The organism is Pseudomonas sp. GZD-209 (assembly GCF_049310485.1).
Taxonomy (GTDB): Bacteria; Pseudomonadota; Gammaproteobacteria; order Pseudomonadales; family Pseudomonadaceae; genus Aquipseudomonas; species Aquipseudomonas sichuanensis.
The window spans coordinates 53,507-72,159 of sequence record NZ_JBMOWQ010000052.1 but is presented as its reverse complement, the minus strand read 5'-3'; the positions used below and the strand labels follow the sequence as shown (position 1 = coordinate 72,159).

The 18,653-nt window shown below is 65.3% G+C and carries 17 protein-coding genes; 12 read left to right on the top strand and 5 right to left on the bottom strand.

All coding sequences use genetic code 11. From position 1 onward, the window contains the following. Window positions 1-40 precede the first annotated feature (40 nt). The 3 genes from ahpC to ACO6VM_RS07585 all read left to right on the top strand — a co-directional run bounded on the left by ahpC (window position 41) and on the right by ACO6VM_RS07585 (window position 2,677). Window positions 41-604, top strand: a complete 564-nt coding sequence (gene ahpC, locus ACO6VM_RS07595) for an alkyl hydroperoxide reductase subunit C (RefSeq protein ID WP_110993908.1) — start codon at window positions 41-43, stop codon at window positions 602-604. Between the two features lie 124 nt (window positions 605-728). Then, window positions 729-2,291, top strand: coding sequence for an alkyl hydroperoxide reductase subunit F (ahpF, locus tag ACO6VM_RS07590; protein WP_401059316.1), 1,563 nt, complete (start codon window positions 729-731; stop codon window positions 2,289-2,291). 194 nt (window positions 2,292-2,485) lie between these two features. Continuing rightward, entirely contained in the window at window positions 2,486-2,677 is a 192-nt protein-coding gene (locus tag ACO6VM_RS07585) for a hypothetical protein (protein WP_110993906.1), read from the top strand. Window positions 2,678-2,679: 2 nt separating this feature from the next. On the opposite strand, the gene ACO6VM_RS07580 is transcribed toward ACO6VM_RS07585, so the two are convergent. The 3 genes from ACO6VM_RS07580 to nhaR form a co-directional block, all read right to left on the bottom strand. Then, entirely contained in the window at window positions 2,680-3,327 is a 648-nt protein-coding gene (locus tag ACO6VM_RS07580) for a YceH family protein (protein ID WP_125859358.1), read from the bottom strand. Window positions 3,328-3,516: 189 nt separating this feature from the next. Then, window positions 3,517-4,728, bottom strand: a complete 1,212-nt coding sequence (sstT, locus tag ACO6VM_RS07575; protein WP_422403006.1) for a serine/threonine transporter SstT — start codon at window positions 4,726-4,728, stop codon at window positions 3,517-3,519. Between the two features lie 154 nt (window positions 4,729-4,882). Beyond that, window positions 4,883-5,776, bottom strand: coding sequence for a transcriptional activator NhaR (gene nhaR / locus ACO6VM_RS07570; protein ID WP_125464751.1), 894 nt, complete (start codon window positions 5,774-5,776; stop codon window positions 4,883-4,885). 132 nt (window positions 5,777-5,908) lie between these two features. Between nhaR and ACO6VM_RS07565 the strand changes: the two genes are divergently transcribed. Both ACO6VM_RS07565 and ACO6VM_RS07560 read left to right on the top strand, forming a co-directional pair. Continuing rightward, window positions 5,909-6,148 carry a hypothetical protein gene (locus ACO6VM_RS07565; protein WP_401059313.1) on the top strand — a complete coding sequence of 80 codons (240 nt, stop codon included), beginning with the start codon at window positions 5,909-5,911 and terminating at the stop codon, window positions 6,146-6,148. Window positions 6,149-6,176: 28 nt separating this feature from the next. Beyond that, the gene (locus tag ACO6VM_RS07560) at window positions 6,177-6,929 is read left to right on the top strand and encodes a TerC family protein (protein WP_401059312.1); all 753 of its coding nucleotides are present in this window, start codon (window positions 6,177-6,179) and stop codon (window positions 6,927-6,929) included. A 128-nt stretch (window positions 6,930-7,057) separates the two neighbouring features. On the opposite strand, the gene ACO6VM_RS07555 is transcribed toward ACO6VM_RS07560, so the two are convergent. After that, window positions 7,058-9,025 carry a DNA topoisomerase III gene (locus ACO6VM_RS07555; RefSeq protein WP_422403005.1) on the bottom strand — a complete coding sequence of 656 codons (1,968 nt, stop codon included), beginning with the start codon at window positions 9,023-9,025 and terminating at the stop codon, window positions 7,058-7,060. A 238-nt stretch (window positions 9,026-9,263) separates the two neighbouring features. On the opposite strand from ACO6VM_RS07555, the gene ACO6VM_RS07550 reads away from it, so the two are divergent. Beyond that, the gene (locus ACO6VM_RS07550; RefSeq protein ID WP_422403004.1) at window positions 9,264-11,114 is read left to right on the top strand and encodes a polyurethanase; all 1,851 of its coding nucleotides are present in this window, start codon (window positions 9,264-9,266) and stop codon (window positions 11,112-11,114) included. Between the two features lie 48 nt (window positions 11,115-11,162). On the opposite strand, the gene ACO6VM_RS07545 is transcribed toward ACO6VM_RS07550, so the two are convergent. Further along, on the bottom strand, window positions 11,163-12,254 hold the full coding sequence (locus ACO6VM_RS07545) for an asparaginase (protein ID WP_110993900.1): 1,092 nt from the start codon (window positions 12,252-12,254) through the stop codon (window positions 11,163-11,165). Window positions 12,255-12,591: 337 nt separating this feature from the next. Here ACO6VM_RS07545 and ACO6VM_RS07540 point away from each other — a divergent pair, with 337 nt between their 5' ends. From ACO6VM_RS07540 to rbsD, 6 genes are all read left to right on the top strand, one after another. Next, a complete protein-coding gene (locus ACO6VM_RS07540) occupies window positions 12,592-13,545 on the top strand; it encodes a sugar ABC transporter substrate-binding protein (protein ID WP_401059307.1) in 954 nt (317 codons plus the stop codon). Window positions 13,546-13,714: 169 nt separating this feature from the next. Continuing rightward, the gene (locus ACO6VM_RS07535; protein ID WP_401059305.1) at window positions 13,715-15,268 is read left to right on the top strand and encodes a sugar ABC transporter ATP-binding protein; all 1,554 of its coding nucleotides are present in this window, start codon (window positions 13,715-13,717) and stop codon (window positions 15,266-15,268) included. Beyond that, window positions 15,265-16,260, top strand: coding sequence for an ABC transporter permease (locus tag ACO6VM_RS07530; RefSeq protein ID WP_422403003.1), 996 nt, complete (start codon window positions 15,265-15,267; stop codon window positions 16,258-16,260). Before ACO6VM_RS07535 ends, ACO6VM_RS07530 begins: the two co-directional genes overlap by 4 nt. 6 nt (window positions 16,261-16,266) lie before the next feature. Continuing rightward, window positions 16,267-17,289 carry a LacI family DNA-binding transcriptional regulator gene (locus ACO6VM_RS07525; RefSeq protein WP_125464743.1) on the top strand — a complete coding sequence of 341 codons (1,023 nt, stop codon included), beginning with the start codon at window positions 16,267-16,269 and terminating at the stop codon, window positions 17,287-17,289. 9 nt (window positions 17,290-17,298) lie between these two features. Continuing rightward, window positions 17,299-18,207, top strand: coding sequence for a ribokinase (rbsK, locus tag ACO6VM_RS07520; RefSeq protein ID WP_422403002.1), 909 nt, complete (start codon window positions 17,299-17,301; stop codon window positions 18,205-18,207). Continuing rightward, window positions 18,204-18,608 (top strand): D-ribose pyranase, encoded by a 405-nt coding sequence (gene rbsD / locus ACO6VM_RS07515; RefSeq protein WP_422403001.1) that lies wholly within the window; start codon window positions 18,204-18,206, stop codon window positions 18,606-18,608. The genes rbsK and rbsD overlap by 4 nt, the downstream gene beginning before the upstream one ends. The last annotated feature ends 45 nt before the right edge of the window (window positions 18,609-18,653 follow it).

The window sequence follows — 18,653 nt, the reverse complement described above, 5'->3', positions numbered from 1 at the left end:
TGGCCTCCATCAACTTACTCATCCCATGAAGGAGCAGCACATGCCTATCATCAACAGCCAGGTCAAACCGTTCACCGCCACCGCCTACCACAAGGGCGAGTTCGTTCAGGTCAGCGAAGCCGACCTGAAAGGCAAATGGTCCGTCGTGTTCTTCTACCCAGCCGACTTCACCTTCGTCTGCCCGACCGAGCTGGGCGACCTGGCCGACAACTACGCCGAGTTCCAGAAGCTGGGCGTCGAGATCTACGGCGTGTCCACCGACACCCACTTCACCCACAAAGCCTGGCACGACACCTCGGACACCATCGGCAAGATCCAGTACCCGCTGATCGGTGACCCGACCCACATCATCTCGCGCAACTTCGACGTGCTGATCGAAGAAGCCGGCCTGGCCGATCGCGGTACTTTCGTGATCAACCCGCAAGGCCAGATCAAGATCGTCGAACTGAACGACGGTGGTGTAGGCCGTGACGCTGCCGAGCTGCTGCGCAAAGTCAAAGCCGCCCAGTACGTCGCCGCTCACCCAGGCGAAGTCTGCCCGGCCAAGTGGAAAGAAGGCGAAGCCACCCTGGCGCCGTCGCTGGACCTGGTTGGCAAGATCTAAGGCCATGTGCCAATCGCGGGCGGTGAGCAGCCGCCAAAGCTGAAGTACTCACTGCCCCGTCAAACGCCCGGGCGACCTCGCCTGGGCGTTTTTGTATCCGAAGTTTGAAAAAGGAATCGCCCGTATGTTGGACGCCACGCTTAAATCGCAACTGAAAACCTACCTGGAGCGGGTCACCCAGCCGATCGAGATCGTCGCTTCCCTCGACGACGGCGCGAAGTCCCGCGAATTGCACGACCTGCTGGTGGAAATCGCCGGCCTGTCGAACCTCATTACCTTCAGCGCGGACGGCACTGACGCCCGTCGTCCTTCGTTCTCGCTGAATCGCCCAGGGGCGGACATCAGCCTGCGCTTTGCCGGCATCCCCATGGGCCACGAATTCACCTCCCTGGTGCTGGCGCTGCTGCAGGTCGGCGGCCACCCCTCGAAAGCCAGCGCCGAAGTGATCGAACAGATCCAGGGCTTGCAGGGTGAGTTCACCTTCGAAACCTACTTCTCGCTGTCGTGCCAGAACTGCCCGGATGTGGTCCAGGCGCTGAACCTGATGGCGGTGCTCAACCCTAACGTGCGCCACGTCGCGATCGACGGCGCGCTGTTCCAGGATGAAGTGGAAAGCCGCAAGGTCATGGCCGTTCCGAGTATCTACCTGAATGGTGAAGTGTTCGGTCAGGGGCGCATGGGCCTTGAGGAAATCCTCGGCAAGATCGACACCAGTGCCGGCGCCCGTCAGGCCGCGAAGATCAACGCCAAGGACGCCTTCGATGTGCTGGTGGTCGGCGGTGGCCCAGCTGGCGCCGCGGCAGCCATCTACGCGGCACGCAAAGGCATCCGTACTGGTGTCGCCGCCGAGCGTTTCGGCGGCCAGGTGCTCGATACCCTGGCCATCGAGAACTTCATCTCGGTGCAGGAAACCGAAGGGCCGAAACTGGCCACGGCGCTGGAAGAGCACGTCAAGCAGTACGACGTCGACATCATGAACCTGCAGCGCGGCGAAGCCTTGATCCCGGCCACTGACGGTGGCCTGCACGAAGTACGCCTGGCCGGCGGCGCCTCGCTCAAGGCCAAGACCGTGATCCTGGCCACCGGTGCCCGCTGGCGCGAAATGAACGTGCCGGGCGAGCAGGAATACCGCGCCCGTGGCGTGGCCTACTGCCCGCACTGCGACGGCCCGCTGTTCAAGGGCAAGCGTGTGGCGGTGATCGGCGGTGGCAACTCCGGTGTGGAAGCGGCCATCGACCTGGCCGGTATCGTCGCCCAGGTGACCCTGATCGAGTTCGACAGCCAACTGCGCGCCGATGCGGTGCTGCAGCGCAAGTTGCACAGCCTGCCGAACGTCACGGTGATCACCCGCGCGCTGACCACCGAAGTGATCGGCAATGGCGAGAAGGTGACCGGCCTGCGTTACAAGGACCGCAGCACCGATGAAGTGCATGACCTGGCGCTGGAAGGCATCTTCGTGCAGATCGGCCTGTTGCCGAACACCGATTGGCTCAAGGGCACGGTCGAGCTGTCGCCGCGTGGCGAGATCATCGTCGATGCCAAGGGCCAGACCAGCATCCCCGGCGTGTTCGCTGCCGGTGACGTGACCACGGTGCCGTACAAGCAGATCGTCATCGCCGTGGGCGAGGGCGCCAAGGCTTCGCTGGCGGCGTTCGATCACCTGATCCGGACTTCGGCGCCGGCGTAAGCCTGTTCCGGCCTCTTCGCGGGGCAAGCCCGCTCCCACGCTATGAACTGCACCTCAAGGGTTGGATGAGTCTCCAACTTCCAGGCGGTGGTCCAAAGCGTGGGAGCGGCGGTGCGCCGCTGCGACTTGCCCCGCGATTGCGTTGGTGTGGCAGTGGCTATCATGAAGGGCAGGCCTATTTCGGAACCTTACCCATGACCCTGATCAGCCGCGAACCCTGGTGGCTCGTGCCACCCCAGCCCGGGCAGAAAGAGCAGGACCTGCACTGGGGCTACCTGGAAATCTACGCCGATGGCCGTACCGTGTTTGTCGACCAGCGCCCCAGCGAGCGCGAAATGGCCGAGCGCAAGAGCTGTCGCAACTTCCCCGAAGCACTCAAGCCCTGACCTCAGCCTTCCAGCTGAGCCAGGCGCTCCTCCAGCGCGGCGATCCGTGCTTCCAGCGCTTCGATGCGCTCCTGCGAGACACTGCCGGCACTGCTGCGTGCGCCACCTTCCTGCTGACGCGCGGCGAGGATCGCCTCGATCTCCGCCGGGTCGCCCAGGGCGTGGGTGTAGCGGTCTTCACGCTGGCCGGCCTGGCGCGGCAGGTGCAGGGCCAGGCCACGGGAGATCAGGCGCTCCAGCTGGTGCTGGACCTGGTCGACGTCTTCGAAATCATGCAGGCGGTTGCTGCGGGTCAGCAGTTCGTTCAGGGTTTGCGGGCCGCGCAGGAACATCAGGCCCATCAGCACCAGTTGCGCCGGGACCAGCTCCAGCGCCTTGTCCACCCGCTGTTCCCAGCGGTCGGCACGGCTGCCCATCTGCAGGCGGGCCATGTTCTGCCCTTCGAGGGCGCGCAGGGCCTGGCCAACCTGGCCGGGGGAGAGGTTCATGACAGGTTCGCGGCTGGTTTTCTGGTTGCAGGCCAGGACCAGGGCATTGAGGGTCAGGGGGTAGGTTTCCGGGTTGCTGGCCTGCTTTTCGATCAACGAACCGAGGACGCGGATTTCGGTGCTGTTGAAGCGGCCTTCGCCAGTGCTTTCGTGTTCAGACATGGCCCTGTCTCATTGCGAGGAAAAGGCCACTAGCCTAGGTAAAGTGCCTGGCTTAAGCAATCGCCGAACACATCGCGGGGCAAGCCCGCTCCCACGCTATGAAAACTGCTCCTCTAAGGGTTGGACGGGTGTCCAACTTCTTGGGGGCAGTCCAAAGCGTGGGAGCGGGGTTAGATCGGAAGGGCCCTATCAGGCGTTGCGCTGCTCCATGGCCTGGCACGCGGCGGCGGTGAACAGCACATCGGTGGAAGAGTTCAGCGCCGTTTCGGCCGAATCCTGCAGCACGCCGATGATGAAACCGACCGCCACCACCTGCATGGCGATCTCGCTGGGAATGCCGAACAGGCTGCAGGCCAGCGGGATCAGCAGCAGCGAACCACCGGCCACGCCCGAGGCGCCGCAGGCACAGACCGCCGCCACTACGCTGAGCAGCACGGCGGTGGGCAGGTCGACCGGGATGCCCAGGGTGTGCACGGCCGCCAGGGTCAGCACAGTGATGGTGATCGCCGCGCCGGCCATGTTGATGGTCGCGCCCAGGGGGATCGACACCGAGTAGGTGTCCTCGTGCAGGCCGAGCTTTTCCGACAGTGCCAGGTTGACCGGGATGTTGGCCGCCGAGCTGCGGGTGAAGAACGCGGTGATGCCGCTTTCGCGCAGGCACAGCAGGGTCAGCGGGTACGGGTTGCGGCGGATTTTCCAGAACACGATCAGCGGGTTCATCACCAGGGCCACGAACAGCATGCAGCCCATCAGCACGCCCAGCAGGTGCAGGTAGCCCAGCAGCGCTTGCAGGCCGGATTGCGCCAGGGTCGAGCTGACCAGGCCGAAAATGCCCAGCGGGGCGAAGCGAATGACCACGCGCACGATCAGGGTGACTCCGTTGGACAAGTCCTCGACCACGGTGCGGGTGGTGTCATTGGCATGGCGCAGGGCAATGCCCAGGCCGATGGCCCAGGTCAGTACGCCGATGAAGTTGGCATTGAGCAGGGCGTTGATCGGGTTGTCGACGGCGCTCAGCAGCAGGTTCTGCATCACTTCGGTGATGCCGCCGGGGGCGCTGAGCGTGGCTTCGCTGGTGTTCAGCACCAGCTGCGAGGGGAACAGCAGGCTGGCGGCCACGGCCACCACTGCCGCGGCAAAGGTGCCCAGCAGGTACAGCCAGAGGATCGGGCGGATATGGGTTTCCTGGCCGTGGCGGTGGTTGGCGATCGAGGCCATCACCAGGATGAACACCAGCACTGGGGCAACCGCTTTCAGGGCGCTGACGAACACCTTGCCAAGAAAGCCAAGGTCACGGGCCACGGAGGGCGCGAGCAGGGCCAGGGCGATGCCGGCCACCAGGCCGATGCAGATCTGCGTCACCAGGCCGGTGCGGTTGATGAGGCGAAGAACGGGGGTCATGTGCAGCGCAATCTCGGGACGAATGAACCGCGCACTTTACCACAGCCAGGTTTGCCACTTATCGCGGGGCAAGCCCGCTCCCACGCAGGGCGTTCGGGCTATCCAGGTCGCGTGGCAGCGGGCTTGTCGGGACGCCGAACCGCCCGCGATGTGTTCACCAGTGAAACAACTCCCGCCGGGCCCCCTCGGTGATCGCCACGATGCCCGGGTGCTTGACCTTGCGCTCCACCGATATGGCATAGAACGACTCGTTCACCGCCTCGGTCTGGCCGATCAGCCGCACCCCGTACTGGCGGCACACTTCTTCGGCGATCACGCTGGGGGCGACGAAGATGCCGCTGCCGGACTGGCCGAAGGCCTGCATCAGCGCGCTGTCGTCGAACTCGCCGACAATGCGCGGCTGCACCTGCTGCTCGGCCAGCCAGCGCAGCAGGCGGCTGCGCACCACGGTTTCCTGGCCGGGAATCAACAGCGGAGCATCGTCCAGGCAGGCGGGGAAGGGCTTGTCGAGCTGTGCGGCCAGGGTGTGCGTGGCAAAGAAGCTCAGGCCGCATTCCCCGAGCTTCTGGCTGTAACCCTTGATGTCCAGGTGGTTGGGCATGGGGCTGTCGGAAATCACCAGGTCCAGGCGCTGGATCGCCAGGTCGGCGAGCAGGCGCTCGAGCTTGTCTTCGCGGCAGCTGATGCGCAGCACCTCGTCCAGCTCCATGGTTGGCGCCAACAGGCGGTAAACGATGGACTTGGGCACCACGTCGGCCACCCCCACGCGGAACAGGATCTGCTCCTGAGGGCCAGCACGCAGCATGGCTTCCAGCTCGCCGCCGATCTGGAACATCTGCTCGGCATAGGTGAGTGCCTGGCGGCCGGTCTCCGTCAGCTCCAGCTGACGACCGACGCGCTGGAACAGCTCCAGGTTCCAGGTCTGCTCGAACAGGCTGATCTGCCCGCTGATCGTCTGCGGCGTAAGATTCAGTTGCTCGCTGGCGCGGGCGATACTCCCGGTCTTTGCTACAGCCCAGAAGTAATGAAGCTGGCGGTAGTTGAGCATGGCGTTTCCGGATTCGTAAAAACCGAAGTATATCAGCTGAAAATACGAATTTTCCGGATGTTTCAGCCCCTCTAGAATGCGACCCCATCAGGCGCACCGCGCGCCGCACGGATATCGACAAGCGAGGACCCCATGTTGCAACTCAAATCCATCGGTACACCCCTGGTACTGGCCCTGGCGTTGTTCGCCATGAGCGGCTGCGACCAGGCCGAGAAGTCCGCCCAGCAGATGCTCGACCAGGCCGCCGAAACGGCCAAGCAGGCCATCGACAAGACCAACGACGCCGCCCAGGAAGCGCTGAGCGACGCCATCGGCAGCGATGGCGAGAAGGCCAAGGCCGAAGACGACAAGAAAGACACCCAAGACATCTGACCCACCGGACCCGAAGCAGGACTGACCAATGGAATATTTGCTGGAACTCGCCGCTAGCCCCACCGCCTGGGTTGCCCTTGCCACCCTGGTGGCCATGGAGGTCGTACTCGGTATCGACAACCTGATCTTCATCTCGATCCTTACCAACAAGCTGCCTGAGGAGTTCCGCTCGAAGGCGCGACGCATCGGCATCAGCATGGCCTTGGTCATGCGCCTGGCGCTGCTCAGCACCGTGGCCTGGATCGTCCAGTTGACCGAGCCGGTGATCGATGTGTTCGGCCACACCTTCTCGTGGAAGGACATGATCCTCATCGCCGGTGGCTTGTTCCTGCTGTGGAAGGCGACCAAGGAGATCCATGAAAGTGTCGACCCCCATGGCGCCAAGGAAGAGTCCAAGCTCGGCAGCACCGTGACCATTGGTTTCACCGCGGCGATCTTCCAGATCCTGCTGCTGGACATCGTCTTCTCGATCGACAGCATCATCACCGCCGTGGGCATGACCGAGCACCTGCCGATCATGATCATCGCCGTGATCAGCGCCGTGATCGTGATGCTGGTGGCCGCCGACCCGCTGGCCAAGTTCATCAACGACAACCCGACCGTGGTGATGCTGGCCCTGGGCTTCCTGATCATGATCGGCATGACCCTGATCGCCGAAGGCTTCGGCGCCCATGTACCGAAAGGCTACGTGTATGCCGCCATGGCCTTCTCGACGGTGATCGAGATGCTCAACATCATGGCCCGCCGGGCGCGCTTGAAGCGCGAGGCTGCCGAGGGTTGAGGTAGTTTCGCCAACCTATCGCGGGGCAAGCCCGCTCCCACGTTATGAACTGCTCCTCAAGGGTTGGATGGGTGTCCAACTTCTTGGGGGCAGTCCAAACCGTGGGAGCGGGCTTGCCCCGCGATGGTTCATGACTTGCCGGCAGTCTTGCGCCGGCGCGGGGTTGTGGCCTTGGCCGCCCCTGGCTCCGCCTTGCGCTTGCCGCCCCCCCCACGTTTCTTCTTCCACGGCGCACCCTTGCCACCCGGCGCCAGGGGCGGGCCGCTGATGTTCAGGCGCATCCCCGCGCAGCGCTGCACCAGCTTGCCCATCCAGGCCGACTGCCGGGCGACGAACTCCTCAAGGCTCATCTCACCGCTTTGCACCATGTCCAGCGCCTGCTCCCAGATGGCCGTGGTGCCGGGGTCGGCGATGGCGCGGGGCACGGCATCGATCAGGCTGAACGCCGCGGGTGTCGCCGACAGCGCCTTGCCATGCTTGACCAGATAACCCCGATCGAGCAGGCCCTGGATGATGCTGGCGCGGGTGGCCTCGGTGCCGATACCGGTGGTTTCCTTGAGCTTCTGCTTGAGCAGCGGGTCATCCACCAGCTTGGCGACGTTCTTCATCGCCTTGATCAGGTCGCCCTCGGTGAACGGCTTGGGCGGTTGGGTCCACAGGTCTTTCAGTTGCAGATCATGCAGCGCGCAGTCCTGCCCTTCGCGCAGCGCGGGCAGCACCTGAGCCGGTGGTGCTTCGCGGCCTTTGGCCGGGGTGAGTGCCTCGGGCAGGGCGCGGCGCCAGCCCGGCTCGACGATCTGCTTGCCCACCGCGCGCAGCGCTTGCCCGGCGCAGTCGAACTCGGCCTGGGTGCGGTCGTATTCGTGGTTGGGCAGGAACTGCGCCAGGTAGCGGGCGCGGATCAGCGTGTAGACCGCCTTGTACTTGGGCGGCAGGCGCGCCGGGTCGCTGGCGGCGGCGGTGGGGATGATGCCGTGGTGGGCGCTGACCTTCTGGTCGTTCCACGCCCGTGAGCGGCGCTGGGGCTCAAGATGCGCTTGCAGCGGTGCGAGGCTGGCGTCGGCACGCTGCAGGGCGGCGAGGATCGCCGGTGCCTCGCCGTGCTGACTGAGCGGCAGGTAGCCGCTGTCGCTGCGCGGGTAGGTGATCAGCTTGTGGGTTTCGTACAGGGCCTGGGCGATGTCCAGCGTCTCCTGGGCGCCCAGGCCGAATTTTTTCGAGCACAGCTCCTGCAGCGTGCCCAGGTCGAAGGGCAGCGGCGCTGCTTCGCGCACGCGCTCGGTGGCAACCTTGAGCACCCGCGCCGTGCCTGCGGCCTGCATGGCGGCGGCAGCCTGCTGCGCCAACGCCTGTTGCAGGCAGCGGCCCTGGTCGTCGCAGGCGTCTTCCGGTGCGCGCCACTGGGCATTGAACACCTGGCCTGCGCTTTCCAGCTGCACGTCGATGGCCCAGAACGGCACAGGCACGAAATCGGCGATGCTGCGGTCGCGGTCCACCACCAGGCGCAATGTCGGGGTTTGCACCCGGCCCACCGGCAGCACGCCCTGGTAGCCGGACTGGCGGCCGAGCAGGGTGAACAGGCGGCTCATGTTCATGCCGATCAGCCAGTCGGCACGCGAGCGGCCCAGGGCCGAGTGGTACAGGCTGAAGGTTTCCTGGCCGGGCAGCAGGCGCCCCAGGGCCTTGCGGATCGAGGCATCGTCCAGTGCCGACAACCACAGGCGCTGGATGGGGCCACGGTAGCGGCAGTGCTCGACCAGTTCGCGGGCGATCATCTCGCCCTCGCGGTCGGCGTCGGTGGCGATCACCAGCTCGCGGGCCTCGCCCAGCAGGCGCTTGACCGCCTTGAACTGGCTGGCGGTCTTGGGCTTGACCGTCATCTTCCACTTGTCGGGGATGATCGGCAGGTCATCGAGGGACCAGCGCTTGTAGCGTTCGTCGTAGCTGTCTGGCGGCGCGGTTTCCAGCAGGTGGCCGATGCACCAGGTGACGCACACGTCGGTGCCTTGCCAGCAGCCATCGCCACGGCGCTGGGCGCCGAGCACCTTGGCGATGTCTTTTGCCTGGGAGGGTTTTTCGCAGAGAAAGAGGCGCATGGCCGGCAACGCTTCATCGTTGGAGATGGGGCACTAGGATGCGCAAGGCAGGGCGGGCAGGCAAGTTTTATCTGTATGTATGTACAGGTTTTATGCCCGCACCTTTGGCAGGGTAGCCCCAGGCACGGCGTTGGACCTGGGGACGAGCCCCGTGCGAACTTGGCCCTTCGCCTGTCAGTCGTGTCAGTGGACGATGTCGCTGGGGCGTTTTTCCTACCTGCAACAAGGACGTCAACTAATGCCCGTATTCGATTACAAGCAGCTCGACAGCGCCGCCTCCGGCGCGCTTTACCAGGACGCCATGGCCCTGGCCATGTACGCCTACCATGGCATCGACGACGGCTTTGCCGCCGGCTACCAGCAACATGGCTTCGGCCTGGGCCTGCCGGCCACGCTGGTCAAGGCGTTGATCGGCGGCAGCGACAGCCAGGGGGTGATCCCCGGCATCCCGTGGAACCCCGATTCCGAAGCCAAGGCGCTGGCCCAGGTGAAGGCCGCCGGCTGGGCGCCGATCAGCGCCGCGCAGTTGGGCTACAACGGCCACACCGACGCCCGCGGTACCTTCCACGGGGAAACGCCGGGCTACACCAGTGCCCAGGTGGAAATCCTCGGGCGCTACGACGCCAATGGCCAGCTGAGCGGGATCGGCATCGCCTTCCGCGGCACCAGCGGGCCCCGCGAGAACCTGCTGGGGGACACCCTGGGCGATGCGGTGAACGACCTGTTGGCGGCGCTGGGGCCGGCCGGCTATGCCCGCGACTACGCGGCCAAGGCCTTCGATGGCCTGCTCGGTGACGTCGCGGCCTTCGCCAAGGCCAACGGCCTGAGCGGCGCCGACATTACCGTCAGCGGCCACAGCCTGGGCGGCCTGGCGGTCAACAGCCTGGCCGACCTGAGCGGTGCGCGCTGGGGTGGCTTCTTTGAGGACGCGCGCTACGTTGCCTTCGCCTCGCCCACCCAGGCGGCAAACCCCGACAAGGTGCTCAACATCGGCTACGAAAACGACCCGGTATTCCGTGCGCTCGACGGCACGTCGGTAACCTGGGGCACCCTGGGCGTGCATGACAGTGCCAAGGCTTCGGCCACCGACAACATCGTCAACTTCAACGACCACTACGCCTCGGACGCCTGGAACCTGCTGCCGTACTCCATCGGCAACATCGCCACCTGGCTGTCGCACCTGCCGGCGGCCTATACCGACGGCCTGGGCCGGGTGCTGGACTCCAGCTTCTATCAGTGGACCAGCCGCGACTCGACCATCGTGGTCAGCAACCTGTCCGACGTCACCCGGGGCTCGACCTGGGTGCAGGACCTCAACCGCAACGCCGAGACGCACAAGGGCAGCACCTTCATCATCGGCAGCGAGCAGGCCGACCTTATCCAGGGCGGGCGTGGCAACGACTACCTGGAAGGGCGCGGCGGCAATGACACCTTCCGTGACCAAGGCGGTTTCAACCTGATCGACGGTGGCAGCGGCCACGACACCTTGAAGCTCGGCGACGCGCTGGCCAACCTGAGCATTGCCCGTGACGGGCAAGGGACGCTGTACGTGCGTGACGCCGACGGCGGCATCAGCCTGGTGCGCAACGTCGAGAGCCTGGTGAGCCAGGAGACGAGCCTGGTGTTCTTCAGCAAGGAGGTCAGCCACACGGTTGGCGCCGATGGCTTGCTCTCAAGCGGCAAGCTCAACCTCTACGCCGCCTCGCAAAGCGGCAGCCAGGCGGGCGACACGCTGGTGGCGGGCAAGCAGGGCCAGTGGTTGTTCGGCCTGGGCGGCGACGACCGCCTGGTGGGCGGTGCGGGCAATGATGTGCTGGTGGGCGGGGCCGGCAACGACCTGCTCAGCGGCGGGGCAGGGCGCGACACCTTCCTGTTCGACGGCCATTTCGGCCAGGACCGGGTGCTGGACTTCAGCAGCCAGGACCGCCTGGTGTTCATGGGGGTGGACGGTGGCACGGCGTCGCGGGACTTCCGCGATCACCTGAGCCAGGTGGGTGATGACCTGGTGCTGACCTTCGGCAAGGACAGCGTGACCCTGGTGGGCATTGCCGGGCAGGGCCTGGCGGACGGCCAGATCGTCATCGCTTGATCGAGCGAACCCGTCGCGGCCGGGCGCCGCGGCGGGTTCAGGCCGGGATCAGTATTCCCAGAAGATGCGCTGCAGTTCCTTGCTGTCCTGGGTCTTGGTCATGGCGACCATGGCCAGGATGCGGGCTTTCTGCGGGTTCAGGTCGTGGGCCACGACCCAGTCGTTCTTGTCGTCAGGCTGTTCGGCGTTGCGCAGAACGAAACCACCCTGGTTGACGTGGGACGAACGAATGATCTGCACGCCGTTCTTGCGCAGTTCCTGCAGGGCAGGGACGACGCGCGACGACACCGAACCGTTGCCGGTACCGGCGTGGATGATCGCCTTGGCGCCGCCCTGGGCCAGAGCCTTGTAGGCGGTGTCGGTGACGTTGCCGTAGCCGTAGGCGATGTCCACGGCAGGCAGGCTGCTGATGGTCTTGATGTCGAACTCGGAGTTGACCGTGTGGCGCTTGGCCGGCAGGCGGAACCAGTAGGACTTGCCTTCCACGACCATGCCCATCGGGCCCCAGGCGCTCTTGAAGGCTTCGGTCTTGATGTTGACCGACTTGCTCACATCGCGGCCGGACTGGATCTCGTCGTTCATGGTCACCAGCACGCCCTTGCCACGGTTCTGCTTGTCGCTGGCCACGGCCACGGCGTTGTACAGGTTGAGCATGCCGTCGGCGGACATGGCGGTGCCCGGGCGCATGGAACCAACCACCACGATCGGCTTGTCGGTCTTTTCCACCAGGTTGAGGAAGTAGGCGGTCTCTTCCAGGGTGTCGGTGCCGTGGGTGATGACGATGCCGTCGACGTCCTTGCTGTCGGCCAGCTCGGCGACACGCTTGCCCAGCTTGAGCAGGTCGTCGTTGCTGATGCTTTCGGAGGCGATCTGCATGACCTGCTCGCCGCGCACGTTGGCGATGTCAGCCAGTTCCGGCACGCCGGCGATCAGCTTGTCGATGCCAAGCTTGGCGGCCTGGTAGGTGGCGCTGTTGGCGGCGCTGGCACCGGCACCGGCGATGGTGCCGCCGGTGGCGAGGATCACCACGTTGGCGAGCTTCTGTTGTTGCTCGGCTTCCTTGGCCGAAACGGTGGTCGGCAGGGCCAGCAGCAGGGCCAGGGTGGCCGGGGTGAAGGCCTTGAGTGCGATGTTGATCATAGTTCTTCTTCTCTCTTCCTATTGAGATGTTCGCTGTGTCGCACCACAGTCAGGCAGGTTTCGTACCAAGCCTTACCGTTCGTCGTTTTTCATCTGTAAGCCGTTGATATTCATCATGTGTAACCTGAATGCGTGAGACTGCGCGGGTTGCCGTCGTTCGGCATCCCGAACAACCGTAGGAAAAGTGTTCGGTTTTTCGGATAAATTGCGGATAATCTGGCGTGCGTGCTGGCGCTTTGCCTACGTACTGGATTTGACAAACGCGGGACCTGTTTCCATAGTGAGTCACCGCAAACGTTTGCATCCGATAAAAAACACAAAATTCGGAGTCATTTCCATGAAGCTGCCGTTCTCCGGTCGTCCGCTGGCCGTCGCTGTGCTCTCTTCGCTGATGTTCGCCCTGCCACTGTCTGCCGCCCATGCCGAGGAGGCGCCCAAGGTCGCCCTGGTGATGAAGTCGTTGGCCAATGAGTTCTTCCGCACCATGGAGGACGGCGCCAAGGACTATCAGAAGGCCCACCCCCAAGATTTCGAGCTGATTGCCAACGGCATCAAGAATGAAACTGATACCGGCGAGCAGATCCGCATCGTCGAGCAGATGGTCAACTCAGGCGCCAAGGCCCTGGTGATCGCGCCGGCCGACTCCAAGGCGCTGGTCGCGGCGGTGAAGAAGGCCATGGACAAAGGCGTGGTGGTGATCAATATCGACAACCGCCTCGACCCCGAACTGCTCAAGAGCAAGGGCATCAGCGTGCCCTTCGTCGGCCCCGACAACCGCAAGGGCGCGCGCCTCGTCGGCGATTACCTGGCTAAAGAGAAGCTCAAGGCCGGCGATCAGGTCGGCATCATCGAAGGCGTGCCGACCACCACCAACGCCCAGCAGCGCACCGCCGGCTTCAAGGACGCCATGGAAGCCGCGCAGATGAAGATCGTCTCGGTGCAATCCGGCAATTGGGAGATCGACAAAGGCAACGCCGTGGCCGCCTCGATGCTCAACGAATACCCCGACCTCAAGGCGCTGCTGGCCGGCAACGACAGCATGGCGCTGGGCGCGGTCTCGGCCGTGCGCGCTGCGGGCAAGGCCGGCCAGGTGCAGGTGGTCGGCTACGACAACATCAAGGCCATCAAGCCGATGCTCAAGGATGGCCGCGTGCTCGCCACCCTCGACCAGGCCGCCAGCCAGCAGGCGGTGTTTGGCATCCAGGCGGCGTTGACGATGCTCAAGGGCGAGAAGCCTGCCGTGGATGCCGACAATGTGATCCAGACGCCGGTGGAACTGATCACGAAGTGACTGTTCGTGAGTGCGAGGCCTGATGCTTGAGTGGTTGTGGGAGCGGGCTTGCCCCGCGATGGGCGCACCGCGGTGGATGGCACCGGCTGCGCCGGTGTTCGCGGGGCAAGCCCGCTCCCACGCAGGCAAAATCAACAAGCTGTGATTGGTTCTATAAAGAGAGGTGGCCATGTCAGTAACGGCCAATGAAACCATGCTGGCCGTCAGCGGCCTGGGCAAGACTTATGCCCAGCCGGTGCTCGGCGACGTCACCCTCGAGCTGCGCGGCGGCGAGGTGTTGGCGCTGACCGGCGAAAACGGGGCGGGCAAGTCGACCCTGTCCAAGCTGATCAGCGGCCTGGAAATCCCCACCGCCGGGCAGATGCACTACCGCGGCCAGCCCTACAACCCCGGCAGCCGCGCCGAGGCCGAGCGCCTTGGGGTGCGCATGGTGATGCAGGAGCTCAACCTGCTGCCGACCCTGACCGTGGCCGAGAACCTGTTCCTCGACAACCTGCCCAGCCGCTTCGGCTGGATCAGCCAGAAGCGCCTGCGCCAGCTGGCCACGGCGGCCATGGCCCAGGTTGGCCTGGAGGCCATCGACCCGGACACCCCGGTTGGCGAGCTGGGGATCGGCCATCAGCAGATGGTCGAGATCGCCCGCAACCTGATTGGCGATTGCCATGTGCTGATCTTCGACGAGCCCACCGCCATGCTCACCAGCCGTGAGGTGGAGCTGCTGTTCACCCAGATCGAGCGCCTGCGCCAGCGTGGCGTGGCCATCGTCTATATCTCGCACCGCCTCGAAGAGCTGCAGCGCGTAGCCCAGCGCATCGCCGTGCTGCGCGACGGCAAGCTGGTATGCGCCGAGCCGATCCAGCGCTACAGCAGCAACGAGCTGGTCAACCTGATGGTCGGCCGCGAGCTGGGTGAACACATCGACCTTGGTCGCCGCCAGATCGGCGCGCCGTTGCTCAAGGTCGACAAGCTCAGCCGTGGCGACAAGGTGCGCGAGGTGTCGTTCGAAGTGAGGGCAGGGGAGATCTTCGGCATCTCCGGGCTGATCGGTGCCGGGCGCACCGAACTGCTGCGCCTGATCTACGGCGCCGACCGCGCCGACAGCGGGCAGATTGCCCTTGGCCTGCCGCCGCAGCCGGTGAGCATCGACTCGCCCAAGGCCGCCGTGGCCGCCGGCATCGCCCTGATCACCGAGGACCGCAAGGGCGAAGGCTTGCTGCTGACTCAGTCGATCAGCGCCAACATCGCCCTGGGCAACCTGGGCGCCGTATCCCGTGCCGGTGTGCTCGATCGCGACGCCGAACGCAGTCTGGCCGAACGGCAGATCAGCGCCATGCGCATTCGCAGCGCCGGCCCGGCGCAGGCGGTGGGAGAGCTGTCCGGCGGCAATCAGCAGAAGGTGGTGATCGGCCGTTGGCTCGAGCGTGACTGCCAGGTGCTGCTGTTTGATGAGCCCACCCGCGGGATCGACGTGGGTGCCAAGTTCGACATCTATGGCCTGCTCGCCGAGCTCGCTCGCCAGGGCAAGGCCCTGGTGGTGGTGTCCAGCGACCTGCGCGAGCTGATGCTGATCTGCGACCGCATCGCCGTGCTGTCCGCCGGGCGGCTGATCGACACCTTCGACCGTGACCGCTGGAGCCAGGACCAGTTGCTTGCCGCCGCCTTTGCCGGCTACCAGAAACGTGATGCCCTGCTGCACGACGCAGCTCCCAGGATGGACGCATGAAAACCACCCCTCTCGACACCCAGGGCGCCGTGCCCGCCCGCCGCAGCGGCAACTATTATGGCCTGGGCACCTACCTGGGCCTGGCCGGCGCCTTGCTGGCGATGATCGTGCTGTTCTCGTTGCTCAGCAGCCACTTTCTCTCCTACGCCACCTTCAGCACCCTGGCCAACCAGATCCCCGACCTGATGGTGTTGGCGGTGGGCATGACCTTCGTGTTGATCATCGGCGGCATCGACCTGTCGGTGGGCTCGGTGCTGGCGCTGGCCGCCTCCACGGTCAGCGTGGCGATTCTCGGCTGGGGATGGGGCGTGCTGCCTGCGGCCTTGCTCGGCATGGCCGTTGCGGCGCTGGCCGGCAGCATCACCGGCAGCATTACCGTGGCCTGGCGCATCCCGTCGTTCATCGTCTCGCTGGGCGTACTGGAGATGGCCCGCGGCCTCGCCTACCAGTTCACCGACTCGCGCACCGCGTACATCGGCGATGCCTTCGCCTGGTTCTCCAACCCCATCGCCTTCGGCATTTCGCCGGCCTTCATCATTGGCCTGCTGGTGATCGTGCTGGCCCAACTGGTGCTGACCCGCACGGTGTTCGGCCGCTACCTGATCGGCATCGGCACCAACGAAGAAGCCGTGCGCCTGGCCGGTATCGACCCGCGCCCGTACAAGATCCTGGTGTTCGCCCTGATGGGCGTGCTCGCAGGCCTGGCCGCGCTGTTCCAGATTTCCCGCCTGGAGGCCGCCGACCCCAACGCCGGGGCCGGCCTGGAGCTGCAGGTGATCGCCGCCGTGGTGATCGGCGGCACCAGCCTGATGGGTGGGCGCGGCTCGGTCATCAGTACGTTCTTCGGGGTGCTGATCATCTCGGTGCTGGCCGCAGGCCTTGCCCAGATCGGTGCTTCGGAACCCACCAAACGCATCATCACCGGGGCGGTCATCGTCATCGCCGTGGTGCTCGACACTTACCGTAGCCGGCGTGCAAACCGGCGGAACTGATAAAACATGGCCACCATCAAAGATGTCGCGGCACTGGCGGGTATTTCCTACACCACCGTGTCCCATGTACTGAACAAGACCCGTCCGGTCAGCGAACACGTGCGCCTGAAGGTCGAGGCGGCGATCGCCGAGCTCGACTACGTGCCCAGCGCCGTGGCCCGCTCGCTGAAGGCCCGCAGCACCGCCACCATTGGCCTGCTGGTGCCCAACAGCGTCAACCCGTACTTCGCTGAGCTGGCCCGGGGCATCGAGGATGCCTGCGAGCGCAACGGCTACTGCGTGATCCTGTGCAACTCCGACGACGATCCGCAGAAGCAGCGCAGCTACCTGCGCGTGCTGCTGGAAAAACGCATCGACGGCCTGGTTGTCGCCTCGGTGGGCGAGGAGCGTGACCTGCTCGACAGCCTGGCCTGCGTGCGCACGCCCATGGTCATCGTCGACCGCGCGCTGGACGGCGTCGAGGCAGACCTTGTGCGGATCGATCACGAGCACGGCGCTTACCTGGCCACCCGCCACTTGCTGGAGCTGGGCCATCGCGACATCGCCACCATCGCAGGCCCCGTGGACACCGGCGTCAGTCAACTGCGCCTGGCCGGTTTCCGTCGGGCCATGGCCGAGGCCGGGTTGCGCATTGCCGCCGGGCATGTGTTGCACAGCGACTTCACCAGCCCCGGAGGCCATGCCGCCGCGGCGCGCCTGCTCGATGGCCAGCGGCCGACGGCGATCTTCGCCGGCAACGACATGATCGGCTTTGGCGTGCTGCGCGCCGCCGCCGAACGCAATATCAACGTGCCGGGCGAGCTGTCGGTGATCGGTTTCGACGACATCGAGCTGAGCCGCTATGTGTACCCGGCGCTGACCACAGTCGGCCAGTCGATCCGTGAGCTGGGCGAGAGCGCGGCGGCGCTGCTGCTGTCGCGCATTGGCGCACCGAGCTGTGGGGCGGTGGAGCAGCGCATCGTCGCGCCGCGCATCGTCCTGCGCGAATCCACCGGGCCGCGCCCGGACCTGTTCAACGATTACCGTTAAGGAATGCCCATGGATGCCAAGGTGGTAGTGGTCGGCAGCCTCAACATGGACCTGGTGGCCCGCGCCCAGCGCCTGCCACGGGGCGGTGAGACCCTGGCCGGTGACAGCTTCTTCACCGTGCCCGGCGGCAAGGGTGCCAACCAGGCCGTGGCCGTGGCCCGGCTGGGCGCCAGCGTGGCGATGGTCGGCAATGTGGGTGACGATGCCTACGGCCAGCAACTGCGCAAGGCGCTGGAAGTGGAAGGTGTCGACTGCCAGGGCGTCGGCGTCTGCCCGGGGGTTTCCAGTGGCGTGGCGCTGATCGTGGTGGATGCCGCCAGCCAGAACGCCATCGTCATCATTGCGGGTGGCAATGGCTTGCTCAGCCCTGAGTCGGTGCAACGCTTCGACGCGTTGCTGCAGCAGGCCGAGGTGATCATCTGCCAGCTTGAAGTGCCTGCCGAGACTGTGGCCTGGACCCTGGCGCGCGGGCGCGAGCTGGGCAAGACCGTGATCCTCAACCCGGCGCCGGCCACCGGCCCGCTGCCGACGGGCTGGTACGCCCAGGTGGACTACCTGATCCCTAACGAGAGCGAGGCCGAGGCGCTGACCGGGGTGGTGGTGACCGACCTCGACAGTGCTCGCCGTGCCGGCGAGCAGTTGATAAAGCTGGGGGCAGGGAAGGTGATCGTCACCCTGGGTGCCCAGGGTGCATTGTTTGTCGACGGGCAGGGCGACAGGCATTTCCCCGTCGCACCGGTCAACGCGGTGGACACCACGGCGGCCGGTGACACCTTCGTCGGTGGCTTTGCCGCCGGCCTGGCCCGCGGCCTTTCGCGCGAAGACGCAATCGTTTTCGGGCAGCGTGCTGCGGCGTTGTCGGTCACCCGCGTGGGGGCCCAGCCTTCGATTCCCTATTTGCAGGAGCTGGCGCCATGAAGAAGACCCCGTTGCTGAACGTTGCCCTGTCACGGGTTATTGCCGGGTTGGGCCATGGCGACATTGTGGTGATCGGTGATGCCGGTTTGCCGTTGCCGCCTGGGGTCGAACTGATCGACCTGGCGCTGACACCGGGGATTCCCGACTTCGCCAGCGTGCTGCGGGTGGTGTTGAGCGAGATGCAGGTGGAGCGGCATGTACTGGCCGAGGAAATCATCCAGGCTGCGCCGCCGGCGTTGGTGGAGGTTGAACGTTTGCGTGGCGAGGGGGTGATCGGCCCGTGCCAGTTACTGACCCACGCTGAATTCAAGGTGTTGTGCCAGCAGGCACGGGCCGTGGTGCGCACGGGTGAGTGCAAGCCTTACAGCAATATCGCGCTGGTGGCGGGCGTCATTTTTTGAGTCGTCACCCTCGCGGGGCAAGCCCGCTCCCACGGTTTGGCGCTG